General features: G+C 63.5%; 13 protein-coding genes. 4 read left to right on the top strand and 9 right to left on the bottom strand.

Annotated features, from left to right (window positions below):
* Positions 1-35: 35 nt before the first annotated feature.
* Positions 36-1823 (top strand): long-chain fatty acid--CoA ligase, encoded by a 1788-nt coding sequence (locus tag G9U53_RS27800; RefSeq protein ID WP_042450345.1) that lies wholly within the window; start codon positions 36-38, stop codon positions 1821-1823.
* A gap of 56 nt (positions 1824-1879) precedes the next feature.
* Here G9U53_RS27800 and G9U53_RS27795 read toward each other — a convergent pair whose 3' ends face one another.
* The 3 genes from G9U53_RS27795 to G9U53_RS27785 form a co-directional block, all read right to left on the bottom strand.
* Positions 1880-2875 carry an NAD-dependent epimerase/dehydratase family protein gene (locus G9U53_RS27795; RefSeq protein WP_207624671.1) on the bottom strand — a complete coding sequence of 332 codons (996 nt, stop codon included), beginning with the start codon at positions 2873-2875 and terminating at the stop codon, positions 1880-1882.
* 78 nt (positions 2876-2953) lie between these two features.
* The gene (locus G9U53_RS27790; RefSeq protein WP_007736158.1) at positions 2954-4324 is read right to left on the bottom strand and encodes an FAD-linked oxidase C-terminal domain-containing protein; all 1371 of its coding nucleotides are present in this window, start codon (positions 4322-4324) and stop codon (positions 2954-2956) included.
* Entirely contained in the window at positions 4321-5022 is a 702-nt protein-coding gene (locus G9U53_RS27785; protein WP_007736157.1) for an FCD domain-containing protein, read from the bottom strand. The genes G9U53_RS27790 and G9U53_RS27785 overlap by 4 nt, the downstream gene beginning before the upstream one ends.
* 92 nt (positions 5023-5114) lie before the next feature.
* On the opposite strand from G9U53_RS27785, the gene G9U53_RS27780 reads away from it, so the two are divergent.
* Complete coding sequence (locus tag G9U53_RS27780; RefSeq protein ID WP_030536921.1) at positions 5115-5732, top strand: cysteine hydrolase; 618 nt, start codon at positions 5115-5117, stop codon at positions 5730-5732.
* A gap of 5 nt (positions 5733-5737) precedes the next feature.
* On the opposite strand, the gene G9U53_RS27775 is transcribed toward G9U53_RS27780, so the two are convergent.
* Entirely contained in the window at positions 5738-6379 is a 642-nt protein-coding gene (locus G9U53_RS27775) for an alpha/beta fold hydrolase (RefSeq protein ID WP_003945142.1), read from the bottom strand.
* 83 nt (positions 6380-6462) lie between these two features.
* Here G9U53_RS27775 and G9U53_RS27770 point away from each other — a divergent pair, with 83 nt between their 5' ends.
* Positions 6463-9906, top strand: coding sequence for a bifunctional RecB family nuclease/DEAD/DEAH box helicase (locus G9U53_RS27770; RefSeq protein ID WP_165639642.1), 3444 nt, complete (start codon positions 6463-6465; stop codon positions 9904-9906).
* Between the two features lie 46 nt (positions 9907-9952).
* Here the strand turns inward: G9U53_RS27770 and G9U53_RS27765 are convergent, their stop codons facing one another.
* Positions 9953-11128, bottom strand: coding sequence for an amino acid deaminase/aldolase (locus tag G9U53_RS27765; protein ID WP_007736155.1), 1176 nt, complete (start codon positions 11126-11128; stop codon positions 9953-9955).
* Between the two features lie 70 nt (positions 11129-11198).
* On the bottom strand, positions 11199-11846 hold the full coding sequence (locus G9U53_RS27760) for a TetR/AcrR family transcriptional regulator (RefSeq protein WP_020908434.1): 648 nt from the start codon (positions 11844-11846) through the stop codon (positions 11199-11201).
* A gap of 78 nt (positions 11847-11924) precedes the next feature.
* On the opposite strand from G9U53_RS27760, the gene G9U53_RS27755 reads away from it, so the two are divergent.
* Positions 11925-13238: a D-arabinono-1,4-lactone oxidase gene (locus G9U53_RS27755; protein WP_165639641.1), complete on the top strand. Its 1314-nt coding sequence runs from the start codon at positions 11925-11927 to the stop codon at positions 13236-13238.
* A gap of 3 nt (positions 13239-13241) precedes the next feature.
* On the opposite strand, the gene G9U53_RS27750 is transcribed toward G9U53_RS27755, so the two are convergent.
* From G9U53_RS27750 to G9U53_RS27740, 3 genes are read right to left on the bottom strand one after another with little or no spacing between them, the layout of a single operon-like run.
* Positions 13242-14207, bottom strand: a complete 966-nt coding sequence (locus tag G9U53_RS27750) for an adenosine deaminase (RefSeq protein WP_003945144.1) — start codon at positions 14205-14207, stop codon at positions 13242-13244.
* Positions 14208-14214: 7 nt separating this feature from the next.
* A complete protein-coding gene (locus tag G9U53_RS27745) occupies positions 14215-14976 on the bottom strand; it encodes a crotonase/enoyl-CoA hydratase family protein (RefSeq protein ID WP_003945127.1) in 762 nt (253 codons plus the stop codon).
* Between the two features lie 35 nt (positions 14977-15011).
* A complete protein-coding gene (locus G9U53_RS27740; RefSeq protein ID WP_058037452.1) occupies positions 15012-16205 on the bottom strand; it encodes an AMP-binding protein in 1194 nt (397 codons plus the stop codon).
* Positions 16206-16258: the final 53 nt, after the last annotated feature.

The following is a 16258-nucleotide window of genomic DNA, read 5'->3' as shown; positions in this document are numbered from 1 at the left end:
ATCAGAAATGTCAGTAGTCACTGGAGGGGTCAATAGTGCGCGAGTTCTCAGTTCCACAGTCGTTCTCAATTCCGGAGAACGTATCCATGGCCGACTCCGTGTTCCGTCACGCCGAAGAAGACCCCACATTCGTGCCGTTCAAGAGGCCGTCGAACGGTGGATGGGTCGACGTCACTGCAGCTGAATTCGCGAAGCAGGTCTCCGCAGTTGCCAAGGGCCTGATCGCGTCAGGTGTCGAGCTCGGCGACCGCGTCGCTATCCTGTCAGCGACTCGCTACGAGTGGGTCGTTCTCGACTACGCCATCTGGACTGCCGGCGGATGCACCGTCGCGATCTACGAGACCTCCTCCCCTGATCAGGCGCAGTGGATCCTCGAGGATTCAGCGACGACACTTCTGGTCGTCGAAACGGCCAAGCACGCGGAGACTCACAAGGAAGTCACCGACGGCGCAGAAGCCCTCCGCGAGGTTCTTGTCATCGAGTCGGGTGCGATCGACGAGCTGTCCAGTCGCGGTTCGGCAATCACCGACGAAGAACTGCACACTCGTCGTCACCAGGTCACCGCTGCCTCGCCCGCGACCCTGATCTACACCTCCGGAACCACCGGACGCCCCAAGGGTGTCCAGCTGACGCACTCCAACTTCTACGCCGAGTCCAACGCCTGCCGCCTGGCGATGCCGGAGTCCATGGTCCCCGGCAAGAAGACTCTGATGTTCCTGCCGCTTGCCCACGTATTCGCGCGGGCGATCTCCTTCGGCGCTTTCGACGCCAAGGTCACCGTCGCCCACACGTCGGACCTGACGACGCTGCTCGAGCAGTTCGCCGGCTTCAAGCCCAACTTCATCCTCTCGGTGCCCCGCGTGTTCGAGAAGGTGTACAACTCGGCTCGCCAGAAGGCAGTCGACGGCGGTAAGGGCAGCATCTTCGACAAGGCTGCTGCCACCGCCATCGAATACAGCGAATCCCTCGAAAAGGGTGGCCCCGGACTGGCACTCAAGCTCAAGCACGCGGTATTCGACAAGCTCGTCTACTCGAAGTTGCGCGCAGCTCTGGGTGGCGAGTGCGAGCGTGCAGTCTCCGGTGGCGCAGCCCTCGGCGCGCGCCTCGGCCACTACTTCCGCGGCGTCGGCATCCCGATCTACGAGGGCTACGGACTCACGGAGACCAGCGCCGCAATCACCGTCAACACCTCGAGCGCGCAGCGCGTCGGCACCGTCGGCAAGCCGATCAACGGCCATGCAGCACGGATCGCCGAGGACGGCGAACTCCTCCTGCAGGGCCCGGTCGTGTTCGCCGGCTACTGGCACAACGAGAAGGCCACTGCCGAATCCATCGTCGACGGCTGGTTCCACACCGGCGACCTCGGCTCGATCGACAACGAGGGCTACGTCTCCATCACCGGACGCAAGAAGGAAATCATCGTCACCGCGGGCGGCAAGAACGTCGCACCGGCAGGCCTCGAAGATTCCCTGCGCGCGCACGCTCTGATCAGCCAGTGCCTCGTCGTCGGCGACGGTCAGCCGTTCATCGGTGCACTGATCACCCTCGATCCGGAGACTCTGCCCGGTTGGGTCGAACGCAACGGCCTGCCCGCCGGCACCCCGATTGCCGATCTGGTGAAGAACGCCGACCTGATCGCCGAGATCGACTCGGCCGTTGCCGACGCGAACAAGAAGGTCTCCAACCCCGAGCAGATCAAGAAGTACACGATCCTCGAGGTCGACTTCACCCAGGAGACCGGTGAATTGACGCCGACGCTCAAGCTCAAGCGCAACATCATTCACGAAGCTCACAAGACCAAGATCAGCGACCTGTACGCCTGATCGATCGTCTTTCACGAGTCTGGCCCGGTTCGAATGCGAACCGGGCCAGACTCGTTTCACTGTCCGGCGGAGAGTAGTTCCTCTTCGATCTCGGATGGAAGGCCGTGCACCGCACGATCCTCCCGCTGAGTCGGCAGAGTTTCCCGCTGCATCCACTCCCAGGTATCGCGCACGGTGTCTTCGACGGGCCGGCACCGCAGCCCTGCTTGCCCCGCGTTGGCGGTGTCGGCTTCGAGGAAGCCCGCGAACTCGCCCTCCTGCGGAACCCAACACGGAAGTTGTGTCCACGGCTGCACTCCCGCAGCGGCCAGCCTGTCCTCGCCGATCCACACGAGTTCAGCGTCCGAACCGGTGGCAACCACGCACGCCTGGAGGAGCCCGGAGGTAGTGGTGTGGCCGGACGGGCTGCTGACGTCGTATGCCCCGCTGATCCCGGCGGCCAGTCCGGCCAGGACAAAGGTTGCGATGTCGCGGGCATCGACGTACTGCAACGGTCTGGTCGGCACTCCGGGAGCAACGACACGTCCGCCCGCCGCGATGCGCTGCAGCCACCACGGCAACCGCCCGATGTCCTCGCGCGGGCCGAGGATCAAACCTGCCCTCGCGAGTAACGCGTCCGGGAAGGATTCCAGGACAGCGAGTTCGGCCCCGCGTTTGGCGGACGCGTAATCGCTGTAGTCAGCGGAGGTCGCAGATGCGGCCACCACTGGTGAGGTCTCGTCTACGTGCAAGCCCCATTGGTAGACGGATCCACTGGAGATGTATGCGTACCGGTCGACGTGACCGCGCAAAACGCGTGCATTCTCACCGACCACTCGGGGGCTACCCGACCAGGTGTCGACGACAAGATCCCATCGACGATCACCGAGCGCATCAACCATCGCACGCTGATCGGTGCGATCCGCGAACAGGACCTCCGCTGTAGGTGGTGGCGCTCCGGTGAGCCCACGATGGAGCACTGTCACCTCCCAGCCCCGGACCAAAGCGTCATCGACGAGAGCGTGGCCGAGGAACCGTGTTCCTCCGAGCATCAACAGCTTCATGAGGGCCATCGTCACTTGAAAAGCGTCGTGCGGCAACACGTTCGTCTGGTAGCGCAATTTCCGGCGACTGAGGCACGGACGAACCGCTCAGATACCTCGTCCGGGATTGAGAACGTTCTTCGGATCGAATGCGGCCTTGACTGCAAGCATCATTTCGCGTTCGGTCTGGCCGACCATGTCCGCCATGTACGGCGCTTTGAGAACCCCGATACCGTGTTCACCGCTGATCGTTCCGCCCAACGCCAGTGCGCCGGCAACGATGTCGTCGAAAGCTCCGCGCGCACGATCCTGCGCACCCGATTCGGCAGCGTCGAACACGATGGTCGGGTGGAGATTGCCGTCGGCGGCGTGACCGAAGGTTCCGATCGTGACGCCGTGGCGATCGGCCGCTTCACGAATGCATTCCAACATGGACGGCAACGCCGGCACCGGCACCGCGACGTCGTCGAGAAGTACCGTGCCCAACGCCTCGAGAGCCGGCAAGGCCATGCGGCGCGCGGCGGTGAACTCTTCACCTTCCACCGGATCGTCGGTGTGGAAAACCTCTCGGGCCCCGGCACTTTCGCACGCCGCGGCGCAGTCCGCTGCCTCGGCGGCCGCCGACCTACCGTCGCACTGGATGAGCAGCATCGCCCCGGCCGATTCGTCCAGCCCCATCTTGGTCAGCCGATTGACGGCGCCGATGGTGACGTCGTCCATCAACTCCATCTGACACGGTTCGGCCACCGCCGACACGGCGAGGACGGCATCGATCGCGGACTCCGCGGAATCGAAGAAGGCGACCACAGTGGTCGCGGCAGTGGGCGCCGTACGCAACCGCATCGTGGCTTCGACGATGACCGCGAGAGTGCCCTCCGACCCGACGAGCAGATGTGTCAGGTCCAGCCCCGCAACGTTTTTGCGCGTCCGTGCACCGGTACGGATCACACGCCCGTCGGCGAGTACCGCCGTCAGGGCCGCAACGTGATCACCGGTGACGCCGTACTTGGCGCAACAGATGCCGCCTGCATTTGTCGCCAGGTTGCCGCCGATACTCGAGATGGACCGGCTTCCCGGATCCGGTACGTACCAAAGTCCCTGCTGTGCAGCAGCTTCCGCCAGGTCACCGTTGATCACTCCAGGCTCCACCGTGGCGGTGCGCGCGGCAGGATCGATCTCGAGAATGCGATCCATGCCCGCGACGCTCAAGACGATGCATCCGTCGAGTGCGTTGGCGGCGCCGGCCAACCCGGTACCTGCCCCTCGTGTCACCACGGGAACGGAGAGTTCGTGCGCCACCGTCATGACCGCAACGACGTCGTCGACCGTCTTCGCCTTGACCAGCGCGGCGGGCCTTCCGGCTGCGGTGAGCAGTGATTGATCCCGGACGTACGCGCCCATTCGGTCGGGATCGGTTGTCGCCCTGTCCCCCACCGCTTTCTGCAAGCGTTCATCCAACAGATCGATACTCGTGGTCATTGTGTTCGTCCTTCGTAGAATCCGCGCACATGGCGCTCGACCAAAACGGCGGCCTCGTCAGCTGCGCCGCGCTCGATCGCGTCAGCGATACCCTCGTGCTCTGCCAACAGTGCGCCGAGCGTGGCCGCCGAGTTCTCGCGCGAGTCGAGTTCACTCAGCAGGTAGCCGGCGATGCTGTCGCGGAGAACCGTCATGACCAACCCGAACGCCTTGTTCCCGCCGGCTCCGGCCAGCGCAACGTGAAAGTCGACATCGGCGTCGTGGAATGCGACCGAGTCGTCGGCAAGGGTTGCGACGCGCATCCGCTCGATCGCATCCCGGGCGCCGTTCGGCACCGCGACGACAGTGCGCAGCGCAGCAGCTTCGAGCAGCACTCGCAATTCGACAAGATCGCCCAATGGAACTGCACCCACCTGCAACGCCGTGCTGAGAGCTGTGGCCGCGGAATCGGCCGTATGCTCGTGCGTCACCCGAGGCCTGGCAGTAGAAGTGGTGTCCGCGCCGGTCAACAATCCCTGCGCTTGCAGGACCCGAAGGGCCTCACGGACCGTCGATCGACCCACCGAGAACGTCTGTGCAAGTTCCTGTTCGGTGGGCAATGCCTCACCGACCGGGAGTGAACCGTCGAGAATGGCAGCGCGGATTCGTCCCGACACGGCAAGGCTGAGCGGCATGCGCGACAACGGAGTCGTATCCATGCCGCGACGCTACCACCCCTTGCCTGCTTGTCTGACAAACTGTTTAATTGAGAAGATTCGTGACCCGGACCACAACAGAGAAGGTGCCGACCATGACCGACAAGCTCGAATTGGATCCCGCGACCACCGCCGTCGTGCTCATCGAGTACCAGAACGACTTCACCACCGAGGGCGGTGTTCTTCACGAGGCCGTCGCACCAGTCATGGAATCGAACGGACTCCTCGCGAACACCGCCGCGCTGGTCGATGCGGCCCGTGCGGCGGGTGTCACCGTGATGCACGCACCGATCACCTTCGCCGAGGGGTACAACGAAATCACCTCGCATCCGTACGGAATCCTCAAGGGCGTCGTCGACGGAAAGGCCTTCGTGAAGGGTTCGTGGGGCGCCGCTATCGTCGACGACCTCACTCCGAAAGACGGCGACATCGTCATCGAGGGCAAGCGCGGACTCGACACTTTTGCCAGCACCAACCTCGATTTCATTCTGCGTAGCAAAGGAATTCGCACGATCCTTCTCGGTGGTTTCCTGACCAACTGCTGCGTCGAATCGACCATGCGCACCGGATACGAGAACGGCTACCGGGTCATCACCCTCACCGATTGTGTAGCCGGAACTTCGGTCGCCGAACACGAGAACGCGATCACCTACGACTACCCGATGTTCTCGCATCCCGTCACGTCGAAAGAGGTGCTCGGCGCGCTCTCCTGAGAGGACTACCTGGAATGCGCGAGAAGGAATTCACGGCTGACGTTGGTGACACTGGCGTGAACCTTCTCGTGCAGCAGGTCGTGACCGGCGTCCTCGAACTCGCGCATCTCGACGTTGCGCAGCGTCCGCGCCCAGTCCCGGACGGGATCGACCGGGGCGATCCGGTCGTCGGTACCGTGAACGACCAGGACTGGGATGCCCGCGTCGGAGAGTTCCGCCCACCCGTGTTGCTCGACCGCACTGCGCGGGATGCCGCACAGCACTGCGGAGGCAAAATCGTGATCGCGATGAGCCAGCATCGTCAGCGCCGTCACGGCACCTAACGAATGACCCATCACCGCCTGCGGAACTTCGGGCAGTTCCGCCAAGGCGATGTCAGCCAGCGCGGCTGCATCGGCAGCAAGATCGGAGAGCGGAGCCCCGACTCCCGGATCACCCTCCGACAAACCGTGCCCGGTGTGATCGATCGCCCACACGTCGATCCCCGACGCCGTCATTGCGCCCGCGAAGCGGTGATACTGGCCGCTGTGCTGGCCGAGACCGTGCAGAAAGACCAGTGACACCGTGGGCACCGCACCCCCTGCCGCCGGCCAATGCCGAAAGTGCACCTGACCGGTTCGTCCGTCGAAGAAAGGCATGATCGTCATTCTGCACGCCGCTACCGGTATCCGCGGCTCGTGGGCGATTACTGGTGGGTTGCCTTGTCGGTGAGCGATGGCACAATCGCCCTGTGTTCCTACTCGATGATCAGATCGTCTACAGCGCCAGCGACCTCTCGGCTGCGGCCTCGTGCGAGTTCGCACTGCTGCGGCAACTCGACGCCCGTACCGGTCTGATCGCGGCCCAGGCCGCCGAGGCGGATCCGATGCTCGAGCGGACGTCGAGCCTCGGCGACTCGCACGAGCGCGAACAGCTTCAGAAGTTCATCGATCAACACGGAGACGGCGTCGTCGTCATGCCGCGACCGGAACACTCACGCGCAGGCCTGACCGCTGCCACGTTGGCCACCGTCGAGGCAGCACGATCGGGCGCGCCAGTCATTTATCAGGGAACCTTTTTCGACGGCCGATTCCTCGGGTTCTGCGATTTCCTCGTCCGCGAAGGCGACACCTACGCGGTCTACGACAGCAAGCTCTCCCGGCACGCCAAGGTGTCGGCACTTCTACAACTCGCCGCATACGCGGATGCGTTGGAGCGCAATGCAATTGCCGCCTCCGATCAAGTTCATCTACTGCTAGGCGACGGCAGCACGTCGTCGCACGACATCGGAGACATCGCGCCGGTATTCGCGGCACGTAGAGCTGAACTCGAACGAGTCCTCGACGAGCACCGCGCCGAGGGGAAACCGACACAGTGGCTCGACGATCGGTACCTGCGTTGTGGTCGATGCGACACCTGCAGCGTCGAGGTCGAAAGCCATCGAGACCTGCTGCTGGTTGCGGGTGTCCGCGGCAATCAGCGTGAACAGCTGATCGTCTCGGGGATCACGACAATCGACGAACTCGCCGCGAGCACCGGCCCAGTCGAGGGAATCCGCCGGGAAACACTCGACAAGCTCCGTGCACAGGCAGCGGTTCAACTACGCCAGGAAGTGTCCGGCGACGCCGAATTCGAGGTCTACGAACCCTCGGCGCTCGGCGGACTCCCCATCCCCGACGACGGCGACATCTTCTTCGACTTCGAGGGCGATCCGCTCTGGGCCGAGGACGGGTCCACCGATTGGGGGTTGGAGTATCTGTTCGGTGTGGTCGAAGGGCCTGCGGACGACTACGTGTTCAAGCCGTTCTGGGCACACGATCGCGAGGGTGAGCGCCAGGCGCTCCTCGACTTCCTCGATTACGTCACCGCGCGTCGAGAAGTTCATCCAGGCATGCACATCTACCACTACGCCGCGTACGAGAAATCGGCGCTGTTGCGCTTGGCCGCACGTCACGGTGTCGGCGAGCAGACCGTGGACACCCTGCTCAGCGAGAACGTGCTCGTCGACCTGTACCCGATCGTCCGCGCGTGCCTGCGGATCGGACAACGCTCGTACAGCATCAAGAAACTCGAGCCGCTCTACATGGGTGAGCACGGCCGCGACGGCGACGTGACCAATGCCGCCGCTTCGGTTGTCGCTTATGCCGACTACTGCGAATTGCGCGACGGCGGACAAGCCGACCAGGCCAGGGAACTTCTTCAGGGCATCTCCGACTACAACGAGTACGACTGCGAATCCACTCTGCGCCTGCGCGATTGGCTTGCCGAGCGCGCCGCAGAACACGGCGTCGAACTTCGTGAGCCGACCGGGCAGATCAAGATTCCACTCGAGGAGCTCACCGAATCGGAGATCGCGCTCCGCGAATTCGCAGGACACAAGGCAGGTTCGGCGCGTACCCCCGATCAGCAGGCAGCTGCTCTACTGGCTGCTGCGGTGGGGTACCACAATCGTGAGCGGAAGCCGTACTGGTGGGCCCACTTCGACCGATTGGTCACACCGATCGAAGACCTGGTGGACATCCGCGACGTCATGGTGGTCGAACAGTCCGAAATCGAGGCGGACTGGCACAAGAGCACTCCACGTCAGAAGAAGTTCCGTCGACACATTCAGCTGACCGGAAGTTTCGGCACCGGAACGTCTTTGAGCCCGGGCAGTGATCTGTTCGCTCTCTACGCAACCCCCTCCCCCGATGCCGTTGCAAGCGAGAACCCCACCCAACGCGGCACCAGCAGCGTCAAGGTCACGGCCGTGGTCAAGTCCGAAGGACTCGACGTGGTCACCGTCGAAGAACTGCTCGGCGGTGACGAATACCTCGATGCTCCAGTCGCATTGGCACCTGGTCGTCCGATTCCCACCGGACGCATGGAGAAGTCCATCGCCGCTGCCGCATCCGGCGCCAGCGAGATCCTGCCCGAACTGCCACCCGTAGCAGCGGTCGACATTCTCCGGCGCAGCACCCCGAGGACACGCTCGGGTTCACCGCTCCCGCCCGTCGGCACCGACAACAACTACGCGGACGCCATCACCGCCGCACTTCTCGACCTCGATGATTCCTACGTGGCAGTACAGGGTCCCCCTGGTACGGGCAAGACCTACACGGGTGCTCGTGTCGTCAAGACACTGATCGAACAACATCAGTGGCGAATCGGAGTCGTGGCTCAGTCACATTCGGTGGTCGAGAACATGCTCGGCGGCATTCTGAAGGCCGGCGTGGACCCTGCACTGGTCGCGAAGAAGGGCAGCCGCAGCAAGACCGCAGAATGGCAGGACATCGCATCCGAAGAATATGCGAGATTCATCGCCGAGGCCGAAGGCGTCGGCTGCGTCATCGGCGGCACTGCGTGGGACTTCGCGAACACCGATCGTGTTCCGGCGGGCAGCTTGGACCTGCTCGTGGTCGACGAGGCGGGCCAGTTCGCGCTCGCCAACACCATTGCCGTCGCGATTTCCGCGCGAAACCTGTTGCTGCTGGGCGATCCGCAGCAGTTGCCGCAGGTGAGCCAAGGTACTCACCCCGAACCTGTCGACGAATCGGCGCTCGGTTGGCTCGCCGAGGGACACGGCGCACTGCCACCCGAACTCGGCTACTTCCTCGAGAAGACTTGGCGGATGCACCCGGATCTGTGTGCGCCCGTGTCCGCATTGTCGTACGAGGGCAAGCTGCATTCCCAGGAAACCGTGAGTGCGGCAAGAAAACTCGACGGACTCGCTGCCGGAGTGCACACGGTGTTCGTCGATCACCGCGGCAATTCCACGTACTCCCCGGAAGAGTCCCACGAAATCGTTCGCCAGATCCAGGGCCTTCTCGGTACGCCATGGACCGACCCGAGCGAGTTCGAGGGAACCCGGCCCCTGGAGCAGGCGGACATCCTCGTGGTCGCGGCATACAACGCCCAGGTCGGTACCGTTGAGCGCGATCTCACCGAAGCCGGTCTCACGGAGGTCGAGGTCGGGACCGTCGACAAGTTCCAGGGCCGCGAGGCCGCGGTGGCAATCGTGTCGATGGCCGCATCTGCCGTCGAGGACGTCCCGCGAGGGATGTCGTTCCTGCTGTCGCGAAACCGTCTCAATGTTGCTGTCTCACGCGGCAAGTGGTGCGCGATCATCGTTCGATCGCACGCGTTGACGCAGTACATGCCCAGTACGCCTGCGGGATTGGTCGAACTGGGCGCGTTCATGAGGCTGACGAGCTAGCCGAAGCCTGTCTTACCCGAAACACTGCCTTACCCGAAGCACTGCCTTACCCGAAGCACTGCCCTTCGCCGCGATAGGTGGGAACCGAGGTTCGGGTGCCGTCGGCTTCGACCACGTACACGCGGTCGAAGCGCTCGCACAGCTCGCCGGCTTTGGCGTGACGGAACCATACGCGGTCGCCGATCGCGATGTTTCCGGCTTCCTTCCCGGTGACCGGCGTCTGGACTTCGCCGGCACCTTCGTTGCGGAGCAGTTTGAGACCAGCGGGCCAGACCGGTGACGGAACGCGGGTGGCTCCGGCAGGTCCCGACGCGATGTATCCGCCGCCGAACAGGGTCGTGACGGACGGCGTCGGCTTGCGCACGGCCGACAGTGCGAAGAACAGCGCCGGATCGGGACGGAAGGCGCGGTAGCGGTCGAACAGGGTCGGTACGTACAGTCCGGAGCCTGCTGTTACCTCGGTCACCACAGGATCGGCCGAGCTGACCTCCAGCGACCCCGTACCGCCGCTGTTGACGATCTCGAGTGCACCCACGGCATCGGTGACGGCCGCGACCACAGCGCCCCTTCTGGACGCCAATTCGCGGGCAGAGGCTTTCTTGACCCAACCGATCGGAGCACTGGTGTCAGGAAGGCCGGCAATCTGGGCTTCGTAGAACATCACTCCGACGACGGAGAATCCGCGTTGGCGCGCACGCGCCGCGAGTGCGGCGACCGCGCCAGGTTCGCGCAGTGGCGAGCGTCGTACGCCCAGATGGATCGGGCCGATCCGCAGTGACGCGTCGACGTCGAGACACACGCGGACAGGCGCATCCCCCGTCGACGCCGAACGAATGAGGTCCAACTGCGCATCGTCGTCGACCATCAAGGTGATCGATGCGAGAGCGGTGTCGTCGGCAGCGAGATCCGCGATGGCGCCACGATCGGCGGTCGGGTACCCCATCAGGATGTCCCGTGCGCCGAGCCCGACCAGCCACAGAGCCTCGCGCAGTGAGTACGCCATGATTCCGCGGAATCCGCCGGACGCGGTCAGTGTGTCGCCGAGAGTTTCAGCCAGAACCGTCCGACAACGAACCGATTTGCTCGCCACTCGCACCGGGGTTCCACCGGCGCGGCGCACCAGGTCGGCTGCATTACTGCGCAGTGTGGTCAGATCCAGAGCAGCCAGAGGCGGGTCGAGTTCTCGCGTGGCAGCAGTGAGTCGATCAAGGGTCCTGGTCACAGATGATCCAATCGTCGCGGCGTGCGACCAGTCAATCACCAATCCTGGACGTATGTCCAGGATGGCGGTTCTACTGAGGCGCGACCACGGCTTTGTTGGCGATTACCTGAACCATTTCTCCGAACTCGGCAATAGTCGCGTCGGAGTCACGATCGACCAGCCATCGCAGAACAAGGCCGTCGATCATCGCAAGACTCAGTCGCGCAATCGAACTCAACGGCTCCGTCCACACCGTGCCCGATATCTTGGCGCACTCTTCGAGAAACGACACCGCGAGCTCATCCATGATTCGGTACTGCTCAAATGCAACCGCCCCAGCACGTTCGGCTCCGAGATTGCGACTACGCAGTGCCTGCGCGGTAATTTCGTAGGTCAACAACTGGCGATCCGGGGTTGCCTCGATGGTCGGCCACATTCCGGTCAGGCCGATGTGCAGCAATTCCCTGAGCCCCTGCACGCCACTGAGATCCGGCGCATGGCGGACCTGCGCGAACGCATACTGCATCGACGCACTGAGCTGCAGAATGAGCGTTTCACCCATTGCCGCGATCAGCGCTTCCTTGCTCTCGAAGCAGTAATGAACGACGCCGAGCGATACCCCGGCCTCCTCTGCCACCGCCCTTACCGTCACAGAACTGACACCGCGCTGTTCCGCAATAGACAAGGCGGACTCGACCAATTGTGTGCGGCGTTCGTCCGCCGGGAGCCTGTTCAGCATCCAATGATCGTAGAACGCAAATGACAAAATCTTCGCGCAATACTTGCCTGGACGACCGTCCAAGTACATTATTGCGTAATGGCTTCGGACACTTGGCAGAACTGGGCGGGCACTCAAAGCGCCGCGCCGCGTCGCTTTGCGACGCCGACAAATACCCGTGAACTTTCGTCGTTGGTCGCCGAGGCCGCTTCGCGTGGCCAACGTGTGAAGGCCGTCGGCGCCGGCCACTCGTTCACCGGTGTCGCGGTCACTGACGGTGTCCTCGTCAGCCTGGACAACTTGAGCGGAATCGACTCGATCACACCGACCGACGACGGTGCGCTGGTCACTGTTTTTGCAGGCACTCGCCTTCATGCTCTCAACGACGCCTTGTGGCAACGCGGATATGCGATGGCCAATCTCGGTGACATCGACGTCCAGTCACTGGCCGGCGCGACGTCCACCGGCACACACGGCACCGGCGCACGATTCGGCGGTATCGCCACGCAGATTCGCGGAATCGAGATCGTTCTCGCCGACGGATCCGTCGTTACCGCAAGCGCCGACGAAAACGTCGAATTGTTCGAAGCAGGCCGCCTCGGATTGGGCGCAATCGGCATCATTTCGAAGATCACTCTCGCCTGCGTCCCGCGATTCACACTTCGCGCAATCGAGGAACCCGACACGCTGTCTCACATACTGGACACCCTCGAGAGCGATCGTCTGGGCTTGGACCACTTCGAGTTCTACTGGTTTCCGCACACCGACCGTGTCCTGACGAAGAGCAATACGCGACTGCCCGGAGATACCGAACCCGATCCAGTGGGCAAGGTCCGCGCGTTCGTCGACGACGAACTCCTCTCCAACACACTCTTCGAAGGCGTCAACCGCGTTGCCACCCTGGCGCCGGCCGCGATCCCGAGAATCAACAACGTGTCGTCTCGATTGCTCGGCGCCCGGGAGTTCACCGATCGCAGCTACCGAGTATTCGCGTCTTCGCGCCGGGTGAAGTTCAAGGAGATGGAATACGCGATCCCCCGCGAACACGTCACCGAGACACTCCGCGAAATCGACCGCTGGATGAAGAAGTCCGGAACTAACGTCGCATTCCCCGTCGAAGTACGTTTTGCTGCCGCCGACGACCTCTGGCTCTCCACTGCTCACGGACGCGACACCGCATACATCGCCGTACACCAGTACCACCGACGACCCGAAACCGAATACTTCGCCGCAGTGGAGGCAATCGCGCGCGCCGTCGACGGCCGGCCGCATTGGGGAAAAATGCACAACCGGACCGTCGACGACCTGCGTCCTACGTACGACCGACTCGACGACTTTGTCGCCGTTCGAGACAAGTACGACGCGAATCGTGTGTTCGGCAACGAATACTTGCGTCAGGTGCTCGGCGACTGACGGTCAGTGCCGCAGCAGTTCCGCTTTTCGCGCATCGCTCGCAAACGAGGCTTTGATCGAGTTCCGGGCGAGGGTGTCTCGCTCGGCCTCCGTCAGACCCAGGGCTCGGCCCAGTTCGGTGAAATTGTCGTCGACATATCCCCCGAAGTAGGCCGGGTCGTCGGAGTTGACCGTGACGATCAAACCCATCTCGAGCATCGATCGAAGCGGATGATCCGACAGCGAATCGAACACCCGCAGACGAACGTTCGACAACGGGCAGACCGTCAGTGGAATCTCCTCGTCGACCAGACGCTCGATCAGGGCAGGATCCTCGAGTGCCCGGACTCCGTGGTCGATCCGCTCGGCGCCGAGAATGTCGAGCGCCTGCCAGATGTACTCGGGCGGTCCCTCTTCACCGGCGTGAGCCACAACGTGCAAACCCTCGGCACGCGCGCGGGCGAACACGTCCTCGAACAGTGACGGCGGGTTGCCGACCTCCGCGGAGTCGAGTCCGAGCCCGACGATCGGAGCCTGCAGGCGAATTATCTCGGAGAAGATCTCCTCGGCGTCTTTGACGGGCTGATCTCGGAGGATGGCGGCGATTGCCGCGCTGCTGAGCCCGAACTCGCGCTCACTCGATGCCACCGCATCCATGATCCCGTCCAGGACCTCGGTCAGCGGAACACCACGGACCACGTGCGCCTGTGGATTGAAGAAGAACTCGGCATGCGCGACGCCGGCGGCAGCCGCGCGGCGGAAGTACGCTCGCGTCAGGTCGGCAAAATCCTCCGCGGTGCGCAGGACGGCCATGTTGGCGAAGTAGAGATCGAGGAACGACTGCAGATCGGTGAACTCGTACCTCGACTTCAGATCGTCGATGTCCTTGTACGGCAAGTCCATTCGATTGCGCTCGGCAAGTCGGTAAATCTGTTCGGGTTCCAGAGAACCCTCGATGTGCATGTGCAGCTCTGCGACAGGTGTAGCCATGTCGGTGTTACCGCCCCTTCCAGACCGGGGCGCGCTTCTCGGCGAACGCCGTCGCGCCCTCGCGTGCATCTTCGGACGCGAACACCGGCGCCATGACCTGCAACTGCTTCGCGAAAGCTTCGTCGTCGGACCAACCGCCGGCCTTGACGATGATCTCCTTGGTGACCGCAACCGCGAGCGGTCCGTTGCGGGTGATGCGATCAGCCAGCTCCAGCGCGCCTTCGAGCGCCTTACCCGGCTCGGTCAACGTGTTCACGAAGCCGTAGCGGTAGGCCTCCTCGGCTGTGAAACTGTCACCGGTCAGGGCCAGTTCCAATGCCTTCTGGTACGGAATCCGCTTGGGCAGGCGCAACAATCCGCCTCCACCTGCGACCAGCCCTCGCTTGACCTCCGGGATACCGAACTTCGCTTCGGACGACGCGACCACCAGGTCGGTGGCAAGCACGAGTTCCGTGCCGCCTGCCAACGCGAAGCCCTCGACGGCCGAAATGATCGGCTTACGCGGCGGCCCTTCCGTGAATCCGAGACCGCGTCCCGGCACGAGTACGTTCTCGCCGGCCACGAATGCCTTCAGATCCATACCGGCACAGAAGTTTCCGCCGGCTCCTGTCAGCACCGCCAAGGACAGATCGTCGTCCGCATCGAGCTCTTCGACCGCAGCGGCCAATGCGTGACTGACCGCCGAGTTGATGGCGTTACGCGCCTCGGGCCGGTTGATGGTGATGATCAGTGTCCGCCCGCGCCGCTCGGTGAGAACCTCGTCCGCCATGATGTCCCTCTCGTTTGTCGACCACGCTCGCGTGACTACGCGACGTTGCGTTCGACAATACGGACGAAGCCATCGGGGTCGATCTGCGCGGTGTCGTGAGTGCAGAACCACCCCTGGGTGAACCTCGTCGAGGTCGCTTGCGGCGAGTTCCAATACCGACGCGTGACACTCGGTCCACGGCACAACAACTCGCCGAAACCACCTGGCGCATCCGGGCCGTACAACGCCACTTCCATTCCACCGAAAGCGATTCCGACGCTTCCGAGGTGGGTGGGTGCCGACTCGGTTGGCAGAATGAGACCAGCCCCACAGGTCTCGGTTTTGCCCCACCCGATCACATGCCGAGCAGCCGGGAACAGGGTCAGCAGCTTGGCTTCCTGTTCGGCCGTGATCGGCGACCCGCTGCAATCGATCCACTGCACCGACCTCGAACCGGCACGCGCCGCCGGCCCGAGGGTGAGCAACCGAGGCTCGAGCAGGTCCTCGGGCCGCCCGGTCACGATGTCGACGGTATGCACACTCTCACGCCAGAAGTCGCCGGCGAGGACCACCGTTCCACCGACCACCAACGTCGCGAGCACGTGCACGAACTGCCGTACCGACTTGAAGTCATTGTCCACCAACAGATTGCGCACACCTTCGACGCCGTAATCGCGCGAGTGCAGAATGCCGACGATGGCGGAGAGCACGTTCTCGTTGCTCAACTCGACGCCTAGCATTTCGCCCGAAGAATCGGCGGTGTACGCGAGGATCGCCATCTCCTCCGGGGCGGCACCGTCGTCGATGAACGGAACACCGTGTGGGAGTTCCCCGTCGAGCACCAACACCGAGCCACTGTCCGCGATGACGAAGTCCGCCGCGTCGTCGCTCAGATGAACACCCACGGAGACTGGAACACCGCCGGCGAGAATGACGCCGAGGCACGCCTCCATCCACCTCACCCCGGCGGCGACGCGAATGGCCACACGGTCACCGATCTCGACGCCTCGCGACTTCAGCCCGCCTGCGACCCGCGACGCCTCGGCCCACAACTCCGCGAAGGTGACCTGCTCGCCGTCGACCTCCTCCACCGCGATGCGTGAGGAGAATCGATGAACGGCGATATCGAGGAGTTCGGACAGCGACGGGTCGAGTTGGCTGTACCGAAGCACCCCGTCACCCGCACGGGTGACACGGGCGTCGGCGAGGAGCTGAGTCGAACACGGGTATTCCACAAGCGTCGACCGCATCGATACCTCCACGTCACTGACAACCCACCGGCCATTCGACTATATGACGTGGA

It is taken from the genome of Rhodococcus sp. D-46, assembly GCF_011290655.1.
GTDB classification, from domain to species: Bacteria; Actinomycetota; Actinomycetes; order Mycobacteriales; family Mycobacteriaceae; genus Rhodococcus_F; species Rhodococcus_F qingshengii.
This window is presented reverse-complemented; position numbering and strand designations above follow the sequence as displayed.